The organism is Gaetbulibacter sp. S0825, from assembly GCF_011777505.1.
Taxonomy (GTDB): domain Bacteria; phylum Bacteroidota; class Bacteroidia; order Flavobacteriales; family Flavobacteriaceae; genus Pontimicrobium.
Map to the genome: position 1 here is coordinate 77,320 of NZ_JAATJT010000001.1, position 15,348 is coordinate 92,667.

The 15,348-nt window shown below is 31.9% G+C and carries 19 protein-coding genes; 3 read left to right on the top strand and 16 right to left on the bottom strand.

What is annotated here, in order from left to right; all coding sequences use genetic code 11:
• Window positions 1-113 precede the first annotated feature (113 nt).
• The 3 genes from HB672_RS00355 to HB672_RS00365 all read left to right on the top strand — a co-directional run bounded on the left by HB672_RS00355 (window position 114) and on the right by HB672_RS00365 (window position 3,731).
• A complete protein-coding gene (locus tag HB672_RS00355) occupies window positions 114-596 on the top strand; it encodes a GNAT family N-acetyltransferase (RefSeq protein ID WP_167605858.1) in 483 nt (160 codons plus the stop codon).
• Window positions 596-1,846, top strand: a complete 1,251-nt coding sequence (locus tag HB672_RS00360) for an aspartate kinase (protein WP_167605861.1) — start codon at window positions 596-598, stop codon at window positions 1,844-1,846. The genes HB672_RS00355 and HB672_RS00360 overlap by 1 nt, the downstream gene beginning before the upstream one ends.
• A 70-nt stretch (window positions 1,847-1,916) precedes the next feature.
• On the top strand, window positions 1,917-3,731 hold the full coding sequence (locus HB672_RS00365) for a lysophospholipid acyltransferase family protein (protein WP_167605864.1): 1,815 nt from the start codon (window positions 1,917-1,919) through the stop codon (window positions 3,729-3,731).
• Here HB672_RS00365 and HB672_RS00370 read toward each other — a convergent pair.
• From HB672_RS00370 to serS, 16 genes are all read right to left on the bottom strand, one after another.
• Window positions 3,723-4,145 carry an arsenate reductase ArsC gene (locus tag HB672_RS00370; RefSeq protein WP_167605867.1) on the bottom strand — a complete coding sequence of 141 codons (423 nt, stop codon included), beginning with the start codon at window positions 4,143-4,145 and terminating at the stop codon, window positions 3,723-3,725. The two genes, HB672_RS00365 and HB672_RS00370, sit on opposite strands and share 9 nt — an antisense overlap.
• Window positions 4,142-4,639, bottom strand: coding sequence for a GNAT family N-acetyltransferase (locus HB672_RS00375; protein WP_167605870.1), 498 nt, complete (start codon window positions 4,637-4,639; stop codon window positions 4,142-4,144). Before HB672_RS00375 ends, HB672_RS00370 begins: the two co-directional genes overlap by 4 nt.
• A 78-nt stretch (window positions 4,640-4,717) precedes the next feature.
• Window positions 4,718-5,215, bottom strand: coding sequence for a DUF6428 family protein (locus HB672_RS00380; RefSeq protein ID WP_167605873.1), 498 nt, complete (start codon window positions 5,213-5,215; stop codon window positions 4,718-4,720).
• A 44-nt stretch (window positions 5,216-5,259) separates the two neighbouring features.
• Window positions 5,260-5,583, bottom strand: coding sequence for a metalloregulator ArsR/SmtB family transcription factor (locus HB672_RS00385; protein WP_167605876.1), 324 nt, complete (start codon window positions 5,581-5,583; stop codon window positions 5,260-5,262).
• A 114-nt stretch (window positions 5,584-5,697) separates the two neighbouring features.
• On the bottom strand, window positions 5,698-6,150 hold the full coding sequence (locus HB672_RS00390; protein ID WP_167605879.1) for a TM2 domain-containing protein: 453 nt from the start codon (window positions 6,148-6,150) through the stop codon (window positions 5,698-5,700).
• An 87-nt stretch (window positions 6,151-6,237) separates the two neighbouring features.
• The gene (locus tag HB672_RS00395; protein ID WP_167605882.1) at window positions 6,238-6,624 is read right to left on the bottom strand and encodes a VOC family protein; all 387 of its coding nucleotides are present in this window, start codon (window positions 6,622-6,624) and stop codon (window positions 6,238-6,240) included.
• A 43-nt stretch (window positions 6,625-6,667) separates the two neighbouring features.
• On the bottom strand, window positions 6,668-7,129 hold the full coding sequence (locus HB672_RS00400) for a DUF1801 domain-containing protein (protein ID WP_167605885.1): 462 nt from the start codon (window positions 7,127-7,129) through the stop codon (window positions 6,668-6,670).
• 24 nt (window positions 7,130-7,153) lie between these two features.
• Entirely contained in the window at window positions 7,154-8,089 is a 936-nt protein-coding gene (locus HB672_RS00405; protein WP_167605888.1) for a 2-hydroxyacid dehydrogenase, read from the bottom strand.
• The gene (locus HB672_RS00410) at window positions 8,090-8,455 is read right to left on the bottom strand and encodes a cupin domain-containing protein (RefSeq protein WP_167605891.1); all 366 of its coding nucleotides are present in this window, start codon (window positions 8,453-8,455) and stop codon (window positions 8,090-8,092) included.
• A gap of 24 nt (window positions 8,456-8,479) precedes the next feature.
• Entirely contained in the window at window positions 8,480-9,847 is a 1,368-nt protein-coding gene (gene mgtE / locus HB672_RS00415) for a magnesium transporter (RefSeq protein WP_208864161.1), read from the bottom strand.
• Between the two features lie 41 nt (window positions 9,848-9,888).
• Window positions 9,889-10,662 carry a 16S rRNA (adenine(1518)-N(6)/adenine(1519)-N(6))-dimethyltransferase RsmA gene (gene rsmA, locus HB672_RS00420; RefSeq protein WP_167605894.1) on the bottom strand — a complete coding sequence of 258 codons (774 nt, stop codon included), beginning with the start codon at window positions 10,660-10,662 and terminating at the stop codon, window positions 9,889-9,891.
• A gap of 9 nt (window positions 10,663-10,671) precedes the next feature.
• Window positions 10,672-10,995, bottom strand: a complete 324-nt coding sequence (locus HB672_RS00425; protein ID WP_167605897.1) for a DUF4286 family protein — start codon at window positions 10,993-10,995, stop codon at window positions 10,672-10,674.
• Between the two features lie 41 nt (window positions 10,996-11,036).
• On the bottom strand, window positions 11,037-11,552 hold the full coding sequence (locus HB672_RS00430; RefSeq protein ID WP_167605900.1) for a GNAT family N-acetyltransferase: 516 nt from the start codon (window positions 11,550-11,552) through the stop codon (window positions 11,037-11,039).
• A 2-nt stretch (window positions 11,553-11,554) separates the two neighbouring features.
• The gene (locus HB672_RS00435) at window positions 11,555-11,824 is read right to left on the bottom strand and encodes a hypothetical protein (RefSeq protein WP_167605903.1); all 270 of its coding nucleotides are present in this window, start codon (window positions 11,822-11,824) and stop codon (window positions 11,555-11,557) included.
• Between the two features lie 12 nt (window positions 11,825-11,836).
• Window positions 11,837-13,618 carry a tetratricopeptide repeat protein gene (locus HB672_RS00440; RefSeq protein WP_167605906.1) on the bottom strand — a complete coding sequence of 594 codons (1,782 nt, stop codon included), beginning with the start codon at window positions 13,616-13,618 and terminating at the stop codon, window positions 11,837-11,839.
• Window positions 13,619-14,035: 417 nt separating this feature from the next.
• Window positions 14,036-15,307, bottom strand: a complete 1,272-nt coding sequence (gene serS / locus HB672_RS00445; RefSeq protein ID WP_167605910.1) for a serine--tRNA ligase — start codon at window positions 15,305-15,307, stop codon at window positions 14,036-14,038.
• Window positions 15,308-15,348: the final 41 nt, after the last annotated feature.

Here is a 15,348-nt window from a genome sequence, read left to right on the forward strand (position 1 = left end):
TTGTGCAAATATCGTACTTTTTAACAAATTTATAGAGTTTCGTTATATAATAAATAAACAATATTATCAACTTTAAACTATCTTTGGCCTTATTAATTTCCTAGATAATTATAATGAATTTCACAATTAGAGATGCCACTAAAAATGATATGCCTAGTGTATTAGGGCTTATTAAAGAATTAGCTATTTTCGAAAAAGAACCAGATGCCGTTGAAGTAACAACCACTAGTTTGATTGAAGATGGTTTTGGAAACAACCCAGCTTTTAAATGCTTTGTTGCCGAAACTAATAATAAAGTTGTAGGCGCAGCCATTGTCTACAATCGTTTTTCTACTTGGAAAGGCAAAATCCTTCACCTTGAAGATTTAATCGTTTCTCAAGACATGAGAAATCATGGTATTGGCACTTCTTTACTTGATGAAGTTGTAAAATATGGTCACAGTCTAGGTGTAAAACGTATAAATTGGGAAGTTATAAGTTGGAATGATGGTGCCATAAAATTATACGAACGCAAAGGTGCAAAAGTATTGCGTGATTGGAACGTAGTACATCTAGATGAAAGTGGAATTAAGAACTATATAGCAAAATTAAGTTAATGCGCATATTTAAATTTGGTGGTGCATCGGTTAAAGATGCCGAAGGTGTAAAAAATCTTGCTAAAGTATTACAAACCGTTGGATACGATAACACTTTGGTAATTGTTTCGGCTATGGGTAAAACCACCAATGCCCTAGAAGGAGTTATTGACAATTATTTAAACAATATTAAAGAGCTTCAAAGTTCTATTCAAGAAGTTAAAAAATTTCATAATGCTATTTTATTAGATCTTTTTGAAAATGAAAACCATCCAGTTTTTAAAACCATAGCAAATCTTTTTGAAGAGTTGAATATTTTTTTCAACAGAAATAAATCACCAGATTACAACTTTGTATACGACCAAGTGGTTGGATTTGGAGAGCTTGCTTCTACAACTATTATTAGTAATTTTCTTGCTGAATTAGGCATAAAAAATAACTTGTTAGACGCTAGAGAGTTTATAAAAACAGATAGTTACTATAGAAATGCCACTGTAGACTGGAATACCACTCAAAATAATATTTCAAACAATATAAATACATCTGTTCTAAACATTTCCCAAGGTTTTATTGCTAGTGATAAAAATAATTTTTCTACCACTTTAGGTAGAGAAGGGAGTGACTATACCGCAGCTATTTTTGCTTATTGCTTAAACGCAGAAAGTGTTACTATTTGGAAAGACGTTCCTGGTGTTTTAAATGCGGATCCCAGATATTTTGAAAATGCTCAATTATTACATAAAATATCCTATAGAGAAGCTATCGAATTGGCGTTTTTCGGAGCGTCTGTCATTCATCCTAAAACATTGCAACCTTTACAAAGAAAAGAGATTCCTTTATTTGTAAAGTCATTTAAAAATCCTGAAAAAGAAGGTACTTCTGTTAGTAAAGGAATAAATATTGACCCTAAAATCCCTTGTTTTATAGTTAAGAAAAACCAGGTATTACTTTCGCTTTCTTCATTAGATTTCTCGTTTATTGTAGAAAAAAATATTAGTCATATCTTTCAATTATTACATCAATACAAGATGAAAGTAGATGTTATTCAAAATTCTGCTATAAGTTTTTCGGTTTGTGTCGATAATAATTATGATAATCTTGAAGAATTATTGCTACATCTTAAAGCAAAATTTAAGGTAGATTATTTTAAAAATGTATCGCTTTATACTATTCGGCATTATAACAGTCAAGCTATTAAAGCATTAGAGAAAGATAAAACCGTTTTATTGAAACAAATCTATCAAGAAACCGTTCAAATTGTAACAAAATAAGACTTAAAATTGTCTTTATTGATATAAAAAAAATTGATTAGGTTTGTAATTCTTTCAATAACACAACCAAATGGGACTAGTAACCGCTAAAGAAGTAGCAAAAGCCATTCATGCTGATAAGTATGGATTTATTGGTACTTTTTTCGGATGGGTACTAATGAAAGTCCTTAATATTTCTACCATTAATAAAATTTATAATAGGAATAAACACCTTAACGACCTTCCGTTTTTAAATGCACTTTTAGACGATTTTCAAATTAAGTTTGAGATACCAGATGAAGACTTAAAACGCCTTCCAAAAGATGGTGCCTATATCACCGTTTCAAATCATCCATTAGGAGGCATTGATGGCATTTTATTACTCAAATTAATGATTGAGCAACGAAGTGATTTTAAAATTATTGGAAACTTCTTATTACATCGTATTGAGCCATTGAAACCTTATATCATGCCAGTAAATCCTTTTGAGGATAGGAAAGATGTAAAATCTAGTATTGCTGGTTTTAAAAATTCTTTATTACACTTAAAGCAAGGACATCCATTAGGTGTTTTTCCAGCAGGTGAAGTTTCAACTTATAGAGATGGCAAACTAGTTGTTGATAAACCTTGGGAAGAAGCTGCCATGAAATTGGTTAAAAAAGCTGAAGTTCCTGTGGTTCCCATTTATTTTCATGCAAAAAATAGTCGTTTGTTTTATAGACTTTCTAAAATTAGCGACACATTACGAACTGCTAAATTACCTTCAGAATTACTAACACAAAAGCATAGAACCATTAAGGTTAGAGTAGGAAAACCTATTTCTGTAAAAGATCAAAAAGAGCATGAATCTTTAAAAGATTTTTCGGAGTTTATTAGACGTAAAACATATATGTTATCGAATGTTTTTGATAAACCAAAAAGACTTGACAACTTTCAATCTAGTTTAAAAGTTCCTAAAGCTCCAAAAAACATCGTTACTCCTGTAAGCACTGAAAGTATGATTGCTGAAGTTGAGACTTTAAACCAAAATGACTGTAGACTTTTAAAGAGTAAAAACTATGAAGTTTATTTATGTCATGCTCAACAAATACCAAATATTTTACGTGAAATTGGTCGGTTAAGAGAAATTACTTTTAGAGAAGTTGGAGAAGGTACCAATGAGGCTATTGACCTAGATAAATTTGACACCTATTATCACCATATGTTTCTTTGGGATACTGAAAACAAAGTATTGGCAGGTGCTTACAGAATGGGATTAGGTTCAAAAATTTTTGAGGCTTATGGTATTGATGGTTTTTATTTACAAGACTTATTTAGGTTTGAACCTGAGCTTCATAAAATGATGAGTCAGTCTATAGAAATGGGACGCGCATTTATAATCAAAGAATATCAACAAAAACCAATGCCTTTATTTTTACTTTGGAAAGGTATTGTACATACCACTCTACGTTATCCAGAGCATAAATTTTTAATTGGTGGTGTGAGTATTAGTAATCAGTTTTCAAATTTCTCTAAGAGCTTGATGATTGAGTTTATGAAATCGCATTACTACGACCCTTATGTAGCGCAATATGTGCATCCTAAAAAAGAGTTTAAAGTAAAACTTAAAGATGCTGACAAAGATTTTGTGTTTGATGCTACCGAAGCCGATTTAAACAAATTCGATAAAATTATTGACGAAGTAGAACCAGGCGCATTACGTTTACCAGTATTGCTTAAAAAATACATTAAGCAAAATGCAAAGCTTGTAGCTTTTAATGTCGACCCTTTATTTAATAATGCAGTTGATGGCTTAATGTATATTAAAATTGCTGACTTACCTGAAAGCACAGTAAAACCCGTTATGGAAGAATTTCAAGCTGAGTTAGAACGTAAGTTTTCTAATAATTCTGAAACTTCAGAGTAGGTTTTGGTCAACAAATTTTTTAAAATAATCCTTTATTTCATTCCTAGCTTTTAAAAAGGCATCATGCTTTTCTACATCAATTCCTATAACTTTTGATGGGTCAAAAAAGTTATGGTGTAATCGTTTGGCATTTTTGCTTGGGATATATGGACAGTTTTCATTGGCATGGTCACAAACAGTAATTATAAAATCAAAATCAATGTCTTTGTATTCATCCACATGGTTTGAGGTGTGCTTAGTAATGTCTATACCATCTTCTTTCATAATTGCTGCAGCTCCAGGATTTATACCATGAGTTTCAATACCTGCACTATATACTTTTACTTTTCTATTGTCTAAAAAATGGTTTAAATAACCATGAGCCATTTGACTTCTACAGGAATTACCTGTACATAATACTAAAATGTTTTTCATTTATATCCTACTTTATTACTTCGTCTTTCTAAAAAATGATTATCATGCCACTTTCCATCACGTTTGCCAATTTTTTCTCTAATTCCCACGACTCTAAAACCACATTTTTTATGTAATTCAATACTTGCTTTATTTGCTGAGAAAATTCCAGCTTGTAGCGTCCAAAAGCCTTTCTTCTCACTTTCTATAACTAGAGTTTCTAATAACCGCTTGCCAATGCCTTTTCCTCTTTCATTAGCTGCCACATATACTGTTACTTCTGCAACGCCTTTATAGACTTCTCTTTTTGAGACTTGAGATAACACTGCAAATCCGACGACTTTACTATTTACCTCAGCAACTAAGCGACACTGTTTAATAAACTTGTTATCCCAAACATTAAAAGAAGGTGCTTCAGTTTCAAAAGTTGCAACTCCAGTAGCTATACCTTCAGCATAAATTTTTGATACTGAAGCCCAATCTTGTTTGTTAAATGCTCTAATTTCTAATTTCAAAACTTACAAAATAAGATTCTTCGCCTTGACTTCGACTGCGCTCAGTCTGACAACTCTAAATAACAATAATAAAGCATTTTAACAACAATTTCCATCTGGCGAGCAACAAGGCTCGTCGGACACAAGTGCTGCTTTAACTTCTTCAACAAATCCACAAACTGTTTTGGCTTTACAATCTGTTTTTTCAACAGCTAACTTAATGATTAAGTTGCTATTCTGTATTTCGAAATCGTTAACAAATAGTTGAGCAGTATGAAATGTTTTGTTACTATATTCAAATTTCACTTCTGCTTCCATATCATAAGATTTCATTTTTCCAACCTTATTTAATATACTCAATGCCTTATATACACTCATAAAATCACGTTTTCCAATTTCAAGAGGACTTTCCCATAGCTGAATAATTGTTTCATTCCAAGCATCTGTGCCAGAGCCACAATCGACTGAATCTATTTTTAAATGTTTTACCTCGGTAATATGGTAATTAGCTTTTACAAATTCTTGAGGTTGATACTCAAATAATAACGATTTATCTTTATGTGCATTAAAGATTTCGAATAGTTCTTTTGTTTTCATCTGTATATGTTTTTTTTATTCTAGTAATAAGATTCCTTTTACGATTAACAGCAGTTAAGCTTTGTTTTATTAAAAAATGAATTGAATAATTCTTGTAATTCTTGAAAACGCTCAACATTTAAGCAATAACATAGACTCTTACCTTCAAAAGTACCTTTTAACAATCCAGCATCGTTTATAACCTTTAAATGCTGAGATATGGTGGCTTGAGCTAATCCAATTTCTTCAACAATATCATTACAAATACAGGCTTCCTGTTTACTTATATATTGTAAAATAGCTACTCTTGCAGGATGCGAAAACACCTTTGCAACAGCTGCAATTTGGTTAATTTCGTTTGAATAAATATCTACTTTTGACGCTCCCATTATCTTAAGATTAGAGTACAAATATACAAATTAATTGTATTATTGCAATATTACGATATTAAATATTTTAGAAAAGGCTGAAAAATCATATTTTCAGCCTTTAATATTCCTTTATTAGAACCAAGATTTTTTTCCTACTTGATATGTATTGTGAAATTCAGTGTCTGTTTTTGTTAAATAAATAATTCCTTCCACTAAACCAATGATACCAGAAACTGCCGATGTAATACCACAAGTAAAAAAACCTAAGAGACCTAATACTAATAATATAATACCTTCAGTATTATAGCCTAATATAAATTTATGGATTCCCAACCATCCTAAAAGAATTGCAAGAATACCTGTGATTAGTTTTTTATTATCTCCAGCTGAAACATCTTCAAATGCTTCTTTTGCACTACTTGCAAATTCTTTAGCACTCTCTTTGGCATCATCAGCAAATTCACTTGCTTTCTCTTTTGCATCACCTAGAGCTTCTTTAGCTTCACCAGCAAACTCACTAGCTTTTTCTTTTGCGTCTCCCAACATATCGTTAAGATCGTCTCCTAAATTTTTTTCGTCTGACATTTTAAATAATTTTAGTTAGATAAATAAATATACTAAAAAATAAGGTTGGTTAGTTCTTTTATTTTCAATTAGCTGAAACACTATTCGCTATAAAAAAGCTTTATCCACTGGTTCCCAAAGTTCTATTTTATTACCATCGTTATCCATAATGTAACCAAATTTCCCATAGTCATATTCTTGAATATCACCAATAACAGTCACACCTTCTTCTTTTAAAGTAGCTAATAGCTCATACAAATTTTCAACACGATAATTAAACATGAAATCTTTTTTTGATGGCTCATAGTATTTAGTGTCTTTAGCAAACGGACTCCATTGTGTTGAGCAATCCTTACCTTCTTTGTCTTTCCACCAAAAGGTACAACCGTAATCGTCGGTATTGAAACCTAAATGCTTTTTATACCATTCTTTAGAGGCTTTTGGATCTGTGCTCTTAAAAAACATTCCTCCTATTCCTGTCACTCTTTTTTTCATGTGTGTAATTTATTAGTCTTTATTAGCATCTATTTGTTACAAATTATTTTCTGTTCTTGTAGGCCTCTTCATAAATTTGAATCCATTCTTCAGCTCCAACCTTACTTGTCAATTCTCCTATTAAATCATAAGGTATATCATTTAATCGTTTAAAACGAATGCAGCTTTTTCCCATGTCTAACTTATATTTACAGCGTTTAGTATACTCTGAAGTAAACCAATCCATAACTTCTTTTTTAGCATAAATTACCATACTATAAACCGCTACAAAGTTCTTTTGTGAAGCCAAATTCATAAAAGGCAAAGGCAGTTTTGGGTCACAATGGTAACCTGGAGGATACACCGAATGTGGTATTACATAACCCAACATTCCATAATTCATACATTCTTCCATACCTTCTGGCAAATTGTCTAATATTTGCTGTCTTAGTTTTTGTATAGGTTCCTTTCTTTCTTCTGGTAATTCGGCTAAATATTGTTTTGGAGATGTTGCTTTTGATTGCATAATATTACATTTTAGATATGTAATTTATGAAAAATATTTGGCAATCTTATCTACTATTGTTTGTGCCAGCTTTTCCTTACTCTCAATTGTCCACCCAGCAATATGTGGTGTAAGTAATACATTTTCAGCTTTTATAAGATATTGAAAAGCTTCTGGCATCTTTGAAGTGAATAAGTTTTCAAACGATGACTTTTCATATTCTAAAACATCTAATCCTGCTCCTAATATTTTACCTGTTTTTAATGCTTTCACTAAATCTGAAGTCACCACACTTTTACCACGAGCTGTATTTATAAGCCAAAATGGTTTTTTGAATACATCAATAAATTCCGTATTTATCATATTGGTAGTTAAAGCTGTTTGTGGTGTATGCAAACTGAGAACATCTGCTTTATTTTGAAGTTCAATTAGAGTTACTTGTTTGGCGTTGTCATCACCTACATTGGGTTTAATATCGTAACAAAGCACATCTACATCAAATCCCCTAAGTTTTTTCGCAAAGGCCTTTCCCATATTACCATAACCAATAAGTCCAACAGTTTTTCCATCAAGTTCAATACCTCGATTGTCTTCACGCAACCATTGCCCTCGTCTTACTTCTTTATCGGCTTTAATAAACTTATTAAACAATGATAACAGCATTCCTAATGTATGTTCACCAACAGCATTTCTATTACCTTCTGGGGCTGAAATAAGATAAATACCTTTTGATTCAGCATAATTACAATCTATATTTTCTAAGCCTGCTCCTACACGACCAATAAATTTAAGATTCGTTGCTTTGTCTAAGAATTGCTTATCAATAGTAAAACGACTTCTGATGATAATGCCATCGTAATTTGAAATCTTTGCTTCAATCTCTTCTTTTGAAGATGTATAATCTTCATGATTTGCATAACCTAAATCATTGAGTTGATTGATTAACAATGGATGATTTGTATCGAGGTGAAGAATTTTCATCTAGATTTTAGGATAATGTGTTTGCGTTTTCTTATCTAATACTTTCCCAGTATGAGCAGTTGATAACTTTTCAAATAATAACACATGTACTTCTTCATTATTTTTTGTGCAAGGGTTATGTTCTACGCCTTTTGGAACCACAATAATTTCTCCTTCATTTACAACCTCTGTTCTATCCCGAAATTGCATATAAAGTGTGCCTTTTACAACTTGAAACAACTCATCTTCGTTATCATGGCTGTGCCAAACAAATTCGCCTTTTAATTTTGCTAAAATGACTTGCATATCATCTACCAAAGCAATTTGATGTGGATGCCAATTCTTAGAGAATTTTGTGAATTTGTCTGATATACTTATTGGTTTCATTTCACAAATATTAAATTATGATTTCTAAATATTAAGAATCAGTTTTGCAATCCAGAAGTAAATCAGTATTCCAAAAATATCATTGCTTGTTGTAATGAAAGGTCCAGTTGCAATGGCTGGATCAATGCCTCTTTTATTTAAAAATAATGGTACAAATGTGCCTATTAATCCTGCTACAATAATTACAACAACTAGAGATACAGAAATTGCAAACGCAGTGGTTTGGTCTTTAGTCAACCAAACAAACAAAAATAAAAACAGTGCTAAAATGACGCCATTTAGAGCAGCAAGTAACATTTCCTTTATCAATCTACTATTAACACTCCCTTTTACATCATCATTTGCCAATCCTTGTACAATAATTGCGCTCGACTGCACACCTACGTTTCCCGCCATAGCCGCAATTAATGGTGTGAAAAAGAATAAAACAGCATATTGTTTAAAAGATTCTTGAAAACCTTCCATTATTAAAAATGCACCAATACCTCCAATCAAGCCAAGAAACAACCATGGCAATCTCGCTTTGGTTAGTTCAAAAATACTATCATCAGCCTCAACATCTTGGGTAATACCTGCTGCTAATTGATAATCTTTATCAGCTTCTTCTTTCATTACATCAACGATATCATCAATGGTAATTCTACCAACTAATGCTAGATTATCGTCAACTACTGGAATAGCTTCCAAATCGTACTTCGACATTATTTTTGCAACTTCTTCAGCATCATCATGAACATTTACAAAATCTACATTATCCTTTGCAATGTCAGCTATTTTGGTATCGCTTTTCGCAACAATTAAATCCTTTAACGACAAGCGTCCAATAAGTTTTTCTTGTTTATCAACCACATAAATGGAATGTACTCTGGTTACATCCTTAGCTTGTCCCCTAATTCGACGCATACAACCTGCAACTGTCCAAGTTTCATACACTTTTACAAGCTCTTTAGCCATGAGTCCACCAGCAGTATCTTCATCATAGGCTAATAATTCTTCAATTTCAGCTTTATGCTCTTCGTCTTCAATGTTAGAGATTACTTCTTCCTGACGCTCTTCAGGAAGCTCAGAAATCATATCGGCAGCATCATCGGTATCAAGTTCTTCAATTTCTTCTGCAATCTCTTTAGCAGATAAATTTTCAAGTACTTTTTCTCGAATATCTTCATCGAGCTCCATTAAAATGTCCGAAGTCGTCTCGGAATCTAACAACTTAATAACATAAGTGGCTCCTTCTAAATCGAGTTCATCAAGAATTTCAGCAATATCAGCATGGTGATACTCACTTAAAAATAATTGTAGCTCCTTATCGTTGTTCACAGCAATAAGTTGTTCAACATTTTCAATGAGTTCATCAGTAAGTTGAAATTGTATATTTTCTTTTTCTTCTGACATAAGACACTTCGACTGCACTCAGTGTGACAACTGATTCGTTATTAAATATCGTTTTCAATTAATTGTGTAAGCTCAATAAATGAATCAACACTTAATTGTTCTGGACGTTTGCCAAATATAACATTTGCTTTTAAATTATCGGAAAGATTGAAGGTTTTTAAACTATTTCGTAATGTTTTTCGACGTTGTTGAAAAGCCGTTTTTACTACTCTAAAAAATAATTTTTCGTCGCAAGGCAAGTCAAAATTTTCTTTTCTAGTTAAACGAAGCACTCCAGAGTCCACTTTTGGTGGTGGATTAAACACAGATGGTGGTACTGTAAATAAGTACTCAGCATGATAAAAAGCTTGTGTTAATACTGAAAGTATTCCATAAGCTTTACTACCTTCCTTTTCACAAATACGTTGCGCTACTTCCTTTTGAAACATTCCAGAAAATTCAGGAATTTGATCACGCATTTCTAATGTTTTAAAAACTATTTGAGTGGAAATGTTATAAGGGAAATTACCAATAATAGCAAATTGTGATTCGCTAAAAACTTCATTTAAATTATACTTCAAAAAGTTTTTTTCTATTATCCTTGGTGCTAAATTTAAGAAATTAGCTTGAAGATATTCAACAGATTCTGAGTCTATTTCTATAACATACGTCGTAATATCCTTTTGAAGCAAATATTTAGTAAGCACACCCATTCCTGGACCAATTTCTAAAACCTTATCATATCCTTCTAACGATAATGTATTAGCAATTTTTTCTGCGATATTTTCGTCTCGCAAAAAATGTTGTCCTAGGTGTTTTTTAGCTTTTACTGTCAAAAATATATTTTAATTAAAGGTTACCGAATACTCATCAATCACTTCCAACTCAGTTCTAAAGGCCAACATTTTATCTGCAAATCGTTTTAAACCTTCGTTTCTTAAACGCTCAGCATCATGCACATAATAGCTTTCTAAAGCTTCTCTGGATATAGCTTTATATTGTACTGAATAAGTTGTGCCTCCCATCTCTTCGTCAATTAAAACTTTAGTAAGCTTTGCATCTATAAATTTTCCAGTTGCCAATACCTTCGGAATATGTAGTTTAATCCAATTAAGCCATTCTTGATGAATGCTTTCATCTACATTAACGGTTACATTGTAAATTATCATAATAATATTAAAGTGGATTCATGCCTATACAGGAATGAGAATTAAAGTAATTGTTTTACAAAGAACAGAAGTTCTTTGTCATCATCAAAGGGTTTTATCTTTTTTTCGAAGGAAAAGCCTAGTTTTTCTAAAAGTTTAATCGAATTTACATTTAATTCTAAAGTAATTGCTCCAACTTTAGTTATATCATACTTATTTTTTGCTTCTTCTAAAACCGCAACCGAAGATTCGTAACCATAACCTTTACCTACATATTGTGGTAACATTGCAAAACCTAAATCCGGAATTTCAAGCTCCTCTCGCTTTATTAAACCGCAAATACCAATAGCTACACTTGGATTTGATTTTAAAGCAACTTTATAAAAACCATAACCTAAGGCAGCATAACTTTTTAAAATACCCTTTTTAAGATATGACTCGGCTTCTTTAACTGTTTTAACATTTCTATCTCCTATGTATTTAATCCAGTTTGGTGAATTCATTAACTCTAGGAAAAATGGAGCGTCTTTATGTGTGACTTTAGAAATGATTAAACGACTAGTTTTTACAATAATCATAATTACCAGATTATTAGAAACAAAACAGTAAATGATACTATCATGACAATAACAAAAACAACGGTTTCCTTTATTTTGTGCTTTCTGATTTTATTTTTAAAGGTTTCGTTAATTTTTTTTAACTCATAACTAGATGGCTTAGGAAACTCCAAATCACCTACTTTATTAGAAATAAAATCAAGGTTTTGTTTATTAAATTTTCCTTCTTGTTTCTCCTTTCTTTGCTTTCTTCTTAAAAGGGTTGCTTTAAAATGACCTAGACTACCATTCATAATAATTAAAGGCTAATTTATAGCATCGCCACGAAGCGCTCTATACTTCTTACGTGCTTCCACAAAAAAGATACTATCCGCATAATCGAAAATGACTTTTTCGTAAAATTCTTTAGCTTTTTCTGGTTGCGCTAATTGGTTGCTGTATAGTTCGGCTAATCTGTAATACGCATCGTCTGCTAAAATATCTTCACGATAGTTTTCAATAATAGCTAAATAATTCACTTCGGCTCTTGTATAGTCTTTTATTTCTTCAAACAATCTAGCTTGCTTATACAAGGCTTGGTCCATAATGGACTCTGTTTTATGGTTTGCGATAATCACATCCAGCTTTGTAATGGCTTCGTTTGTCTTGTTTTGAAATGCTAATAAATCTGCCTTAGCATAGAGTTTTAAAGCTGTTTGTGTAGAGTCGTCGTATTTGTTATCTGATATCAATAACTTTAAATCTAAAGCGTCATTAGCAATTAACTGTGACGTAGAAGACTTAAGTATTTTTAGTTGTGATTCTGCCCATTTAAAGTCGCCTTTATAATAACTTGCTTTTGCCACTCGAAACCTTGCTTCTTGAGAAATAATACTGTTTTTTAAACTCGCTTGAATTTGCGAATAATAAATAAGTGCCTCATTAAATTTTTCTTGAAGTATCAATATATCACCTAACAATAACTTTACCCTGGCTTCCTGGACTCTGGATGTTCTGGTTTTAAGTGTTTCTTTTAGAAAATCTATGGCCTCTTTAGGTTTATCATTATAAAAAGCCATGAATTTTGCATAAGACAACTGCAAATTGTTTGTTTGAACGTTTCTTCCATAAAAGTTCAATAAACTTTTGTATTTTTCGTCTATTGATGGATAATCATCCTTTAAAGCATGTTTTACTTCTATTTCTAATAGGTCTTTATGAGCATCAAGCACAATGGTTGGCTCCATCACATTCTCGATAACATAATTTAAAATAGTATTTGCTGTTTCTACCTCATCTTGTTCGATGGCTATTCTTGCTAAATCTAAAATTCCTCTTAAAGATTCTGGTGCTCTTTTAAAAATAGCGCGTTCTTGCGTAAATGCCTTACTGTAGTCTCTTTGCTGAATAAACAACCAACTTAATAATTGATTCCAAATAATATCTGGGTTTTGCTGTGCTTTGCGTAATAATGCTTTTCTTAAATGTTCATTATTTACATCGTCTCCATTTTCAGTAATGTACTCACTAAATAAGCGTTTAGCCTGATGTACAAACGTTGGACTTACCTCTATGAAATTAACATAGCTGTTGAACATTTTATCAACTTTTCCTTGTTCACCATAAATACGTGCTAATTGTCTATGAAAATTTGATTCAGGACGCAGTTCCATTGCTTTTTCGTAAACAATCGCTGCTTCATCTATAAGGGAATGTATCTCAAAACGACGTGCAACAAAATACGCAAAAAGTGGTTCGATCTCTATTTGAGAAATAGCTTGGTTGTAATACTTTTCGGCTTCTTCTTGATTTCCTTTTAATTGAAAATTATACCCTAATTCTACAAGAAATTGCCCATCTCTTTGTCCACTAATTTTTTCTTTTAGCAATAATTCAGCTAAATCATATTTTTCTAATTGTTGATGTATTTCAATTATCCTAAAAAAATAATTTAAGTTATTCTTCTTTTCTTGATAAAGATTTTGGTAAGAAATTAATGCTTTTTCAAATTCACCTCTATCAAAATAGTTTTTAGCCAAAGCTTCATCATTCTGCGAAAAAGCAGTGACAGATAGAAAGAAACAACAAATGTAGATTACAAACTTCATAGCTTTGTAAATATAGTAAATGTGAGTTTCGATAGTGTGAATATTTTAATAAAAAAATGCCTGAACCGAAGTTCAGGCATAACCATCCAAAATAAATGTGCTATTAATCATATTTCACAAAATGATTCAATTATCCTGTTGTGGTCTTTTTATATTTCTTAAGGGAATTGTTTCGATTTGAGCCCTATTTTAATTAAAAATCACTTGAACTACCAGTACCACAAGGGTAACTAATAGAAATATTCGTTTAAAATTTTTCATAACTGTAGGTTAATTAGATTTGGTGCCACTAACTTCCGCAATTTTTTTGAAAAATCAAAGGGAAATGATAAAAAAATCGTCAAACAACGTGTTTTTTTTGCATTTTAACGATTTAAATGTTAAAATTTAACATTTAAATTCCAATCGAAAAATTAATTAATCGATATAGTCAAAGCCTGTATATGGCACTAAAACATCTGGAATTTTAATACCTTTTTCTGTTTGACAGTTCTCTAAAATTCCAGCTAATACTCTAGGTAAAGCTAAAGAGCTTCCGTTTAGGGTATGTGCTAATTCACTTTTACCATTGCTGTTTTTAAAACGTAATTTTAAACGATTAGCTTGAAATGTTTCAAAATTTGACACAGATGATATTTCCAACCATCTATCTTGTGCTGTAGAAAACACTTCAAAATCGTAAGTAAGTGCAGATGTAAATCCTAAATCACCACCACATAATCTCAAAATACGATATGGTAATTTTAATTCTTGTAGAATAGACTTTACATGTGCTACCATTTCATCAAGTGCTTGGTATGAACGTGTTGGGTGTTCTACACGCAAAATTTCTACTTTATCAAATTGATGTAATCTATTTAATCCACGAACATGTGCACCGTAACTTCCAGCCTCACGACGAAAACACGGTGTATATCCTGTCAAGGCTTTTGGCAACTCATCTTCTTTTAAGAGTTCGTCTCTAAAAATGTTGGTTGCAGGCACTTCGGCTGTTGGAATTAAGTACAAATTATCTTCAGTTACATGGTACATTTGCCCTTCTTTGTCTGGCAATTGTCCTGTACCTAAACCTGAAGCTTCATTTACCAAATGTGGCACTTGTACTTCTTGGTAACCTGCAGCTGTATTTTTATCTAAAAAATACCAAATAAGTGCGCGTTGTAATTTTGCTCCTTTTCCTTTATATACTGGAAAACCTGCTCCTGTAATTTTATTTCCTAATTCAAAATCAATAATGTCGTATTTTTTAGCTAATTCCCAATGTGGCAAAGCATTTTCATGCAAAACAGGGATATCGCCTTCTCTAAATACTTCTTCGTTATCTTCGTCTGTGTTTCCAGCTGGAACAGATTCATGTGGAACATTTGGAATCTTGAAAAGTAATTCTTCCAGTTTCTCAGATGTACTATTTAATTTTTCAGTTAACGCTTTACTATCATCTTTTAGTTGGGCAGTTCTGTCTTTAATGGCATTAGCTTGGTCTGCCTTACCAGATTTGTATAACATTCCAATTTCTTTAGAAAGCGCATTAGATTCAGCCAAGGTGTTATCTAATTCTGTTTGGGTCTGTCTGCGTTCTTCATCAAGTTCAATAGCTTCTGCAATCATTTCTGCTGCATCAATATTTCGTTTTGCTAAACGTGCTATTACCAAATCTTGGTTTTCTCTAATAAAAGGGACTTGTAACATTGCGTAAAAATTTAAGCGACAAATTTACGGAATTACTAAGA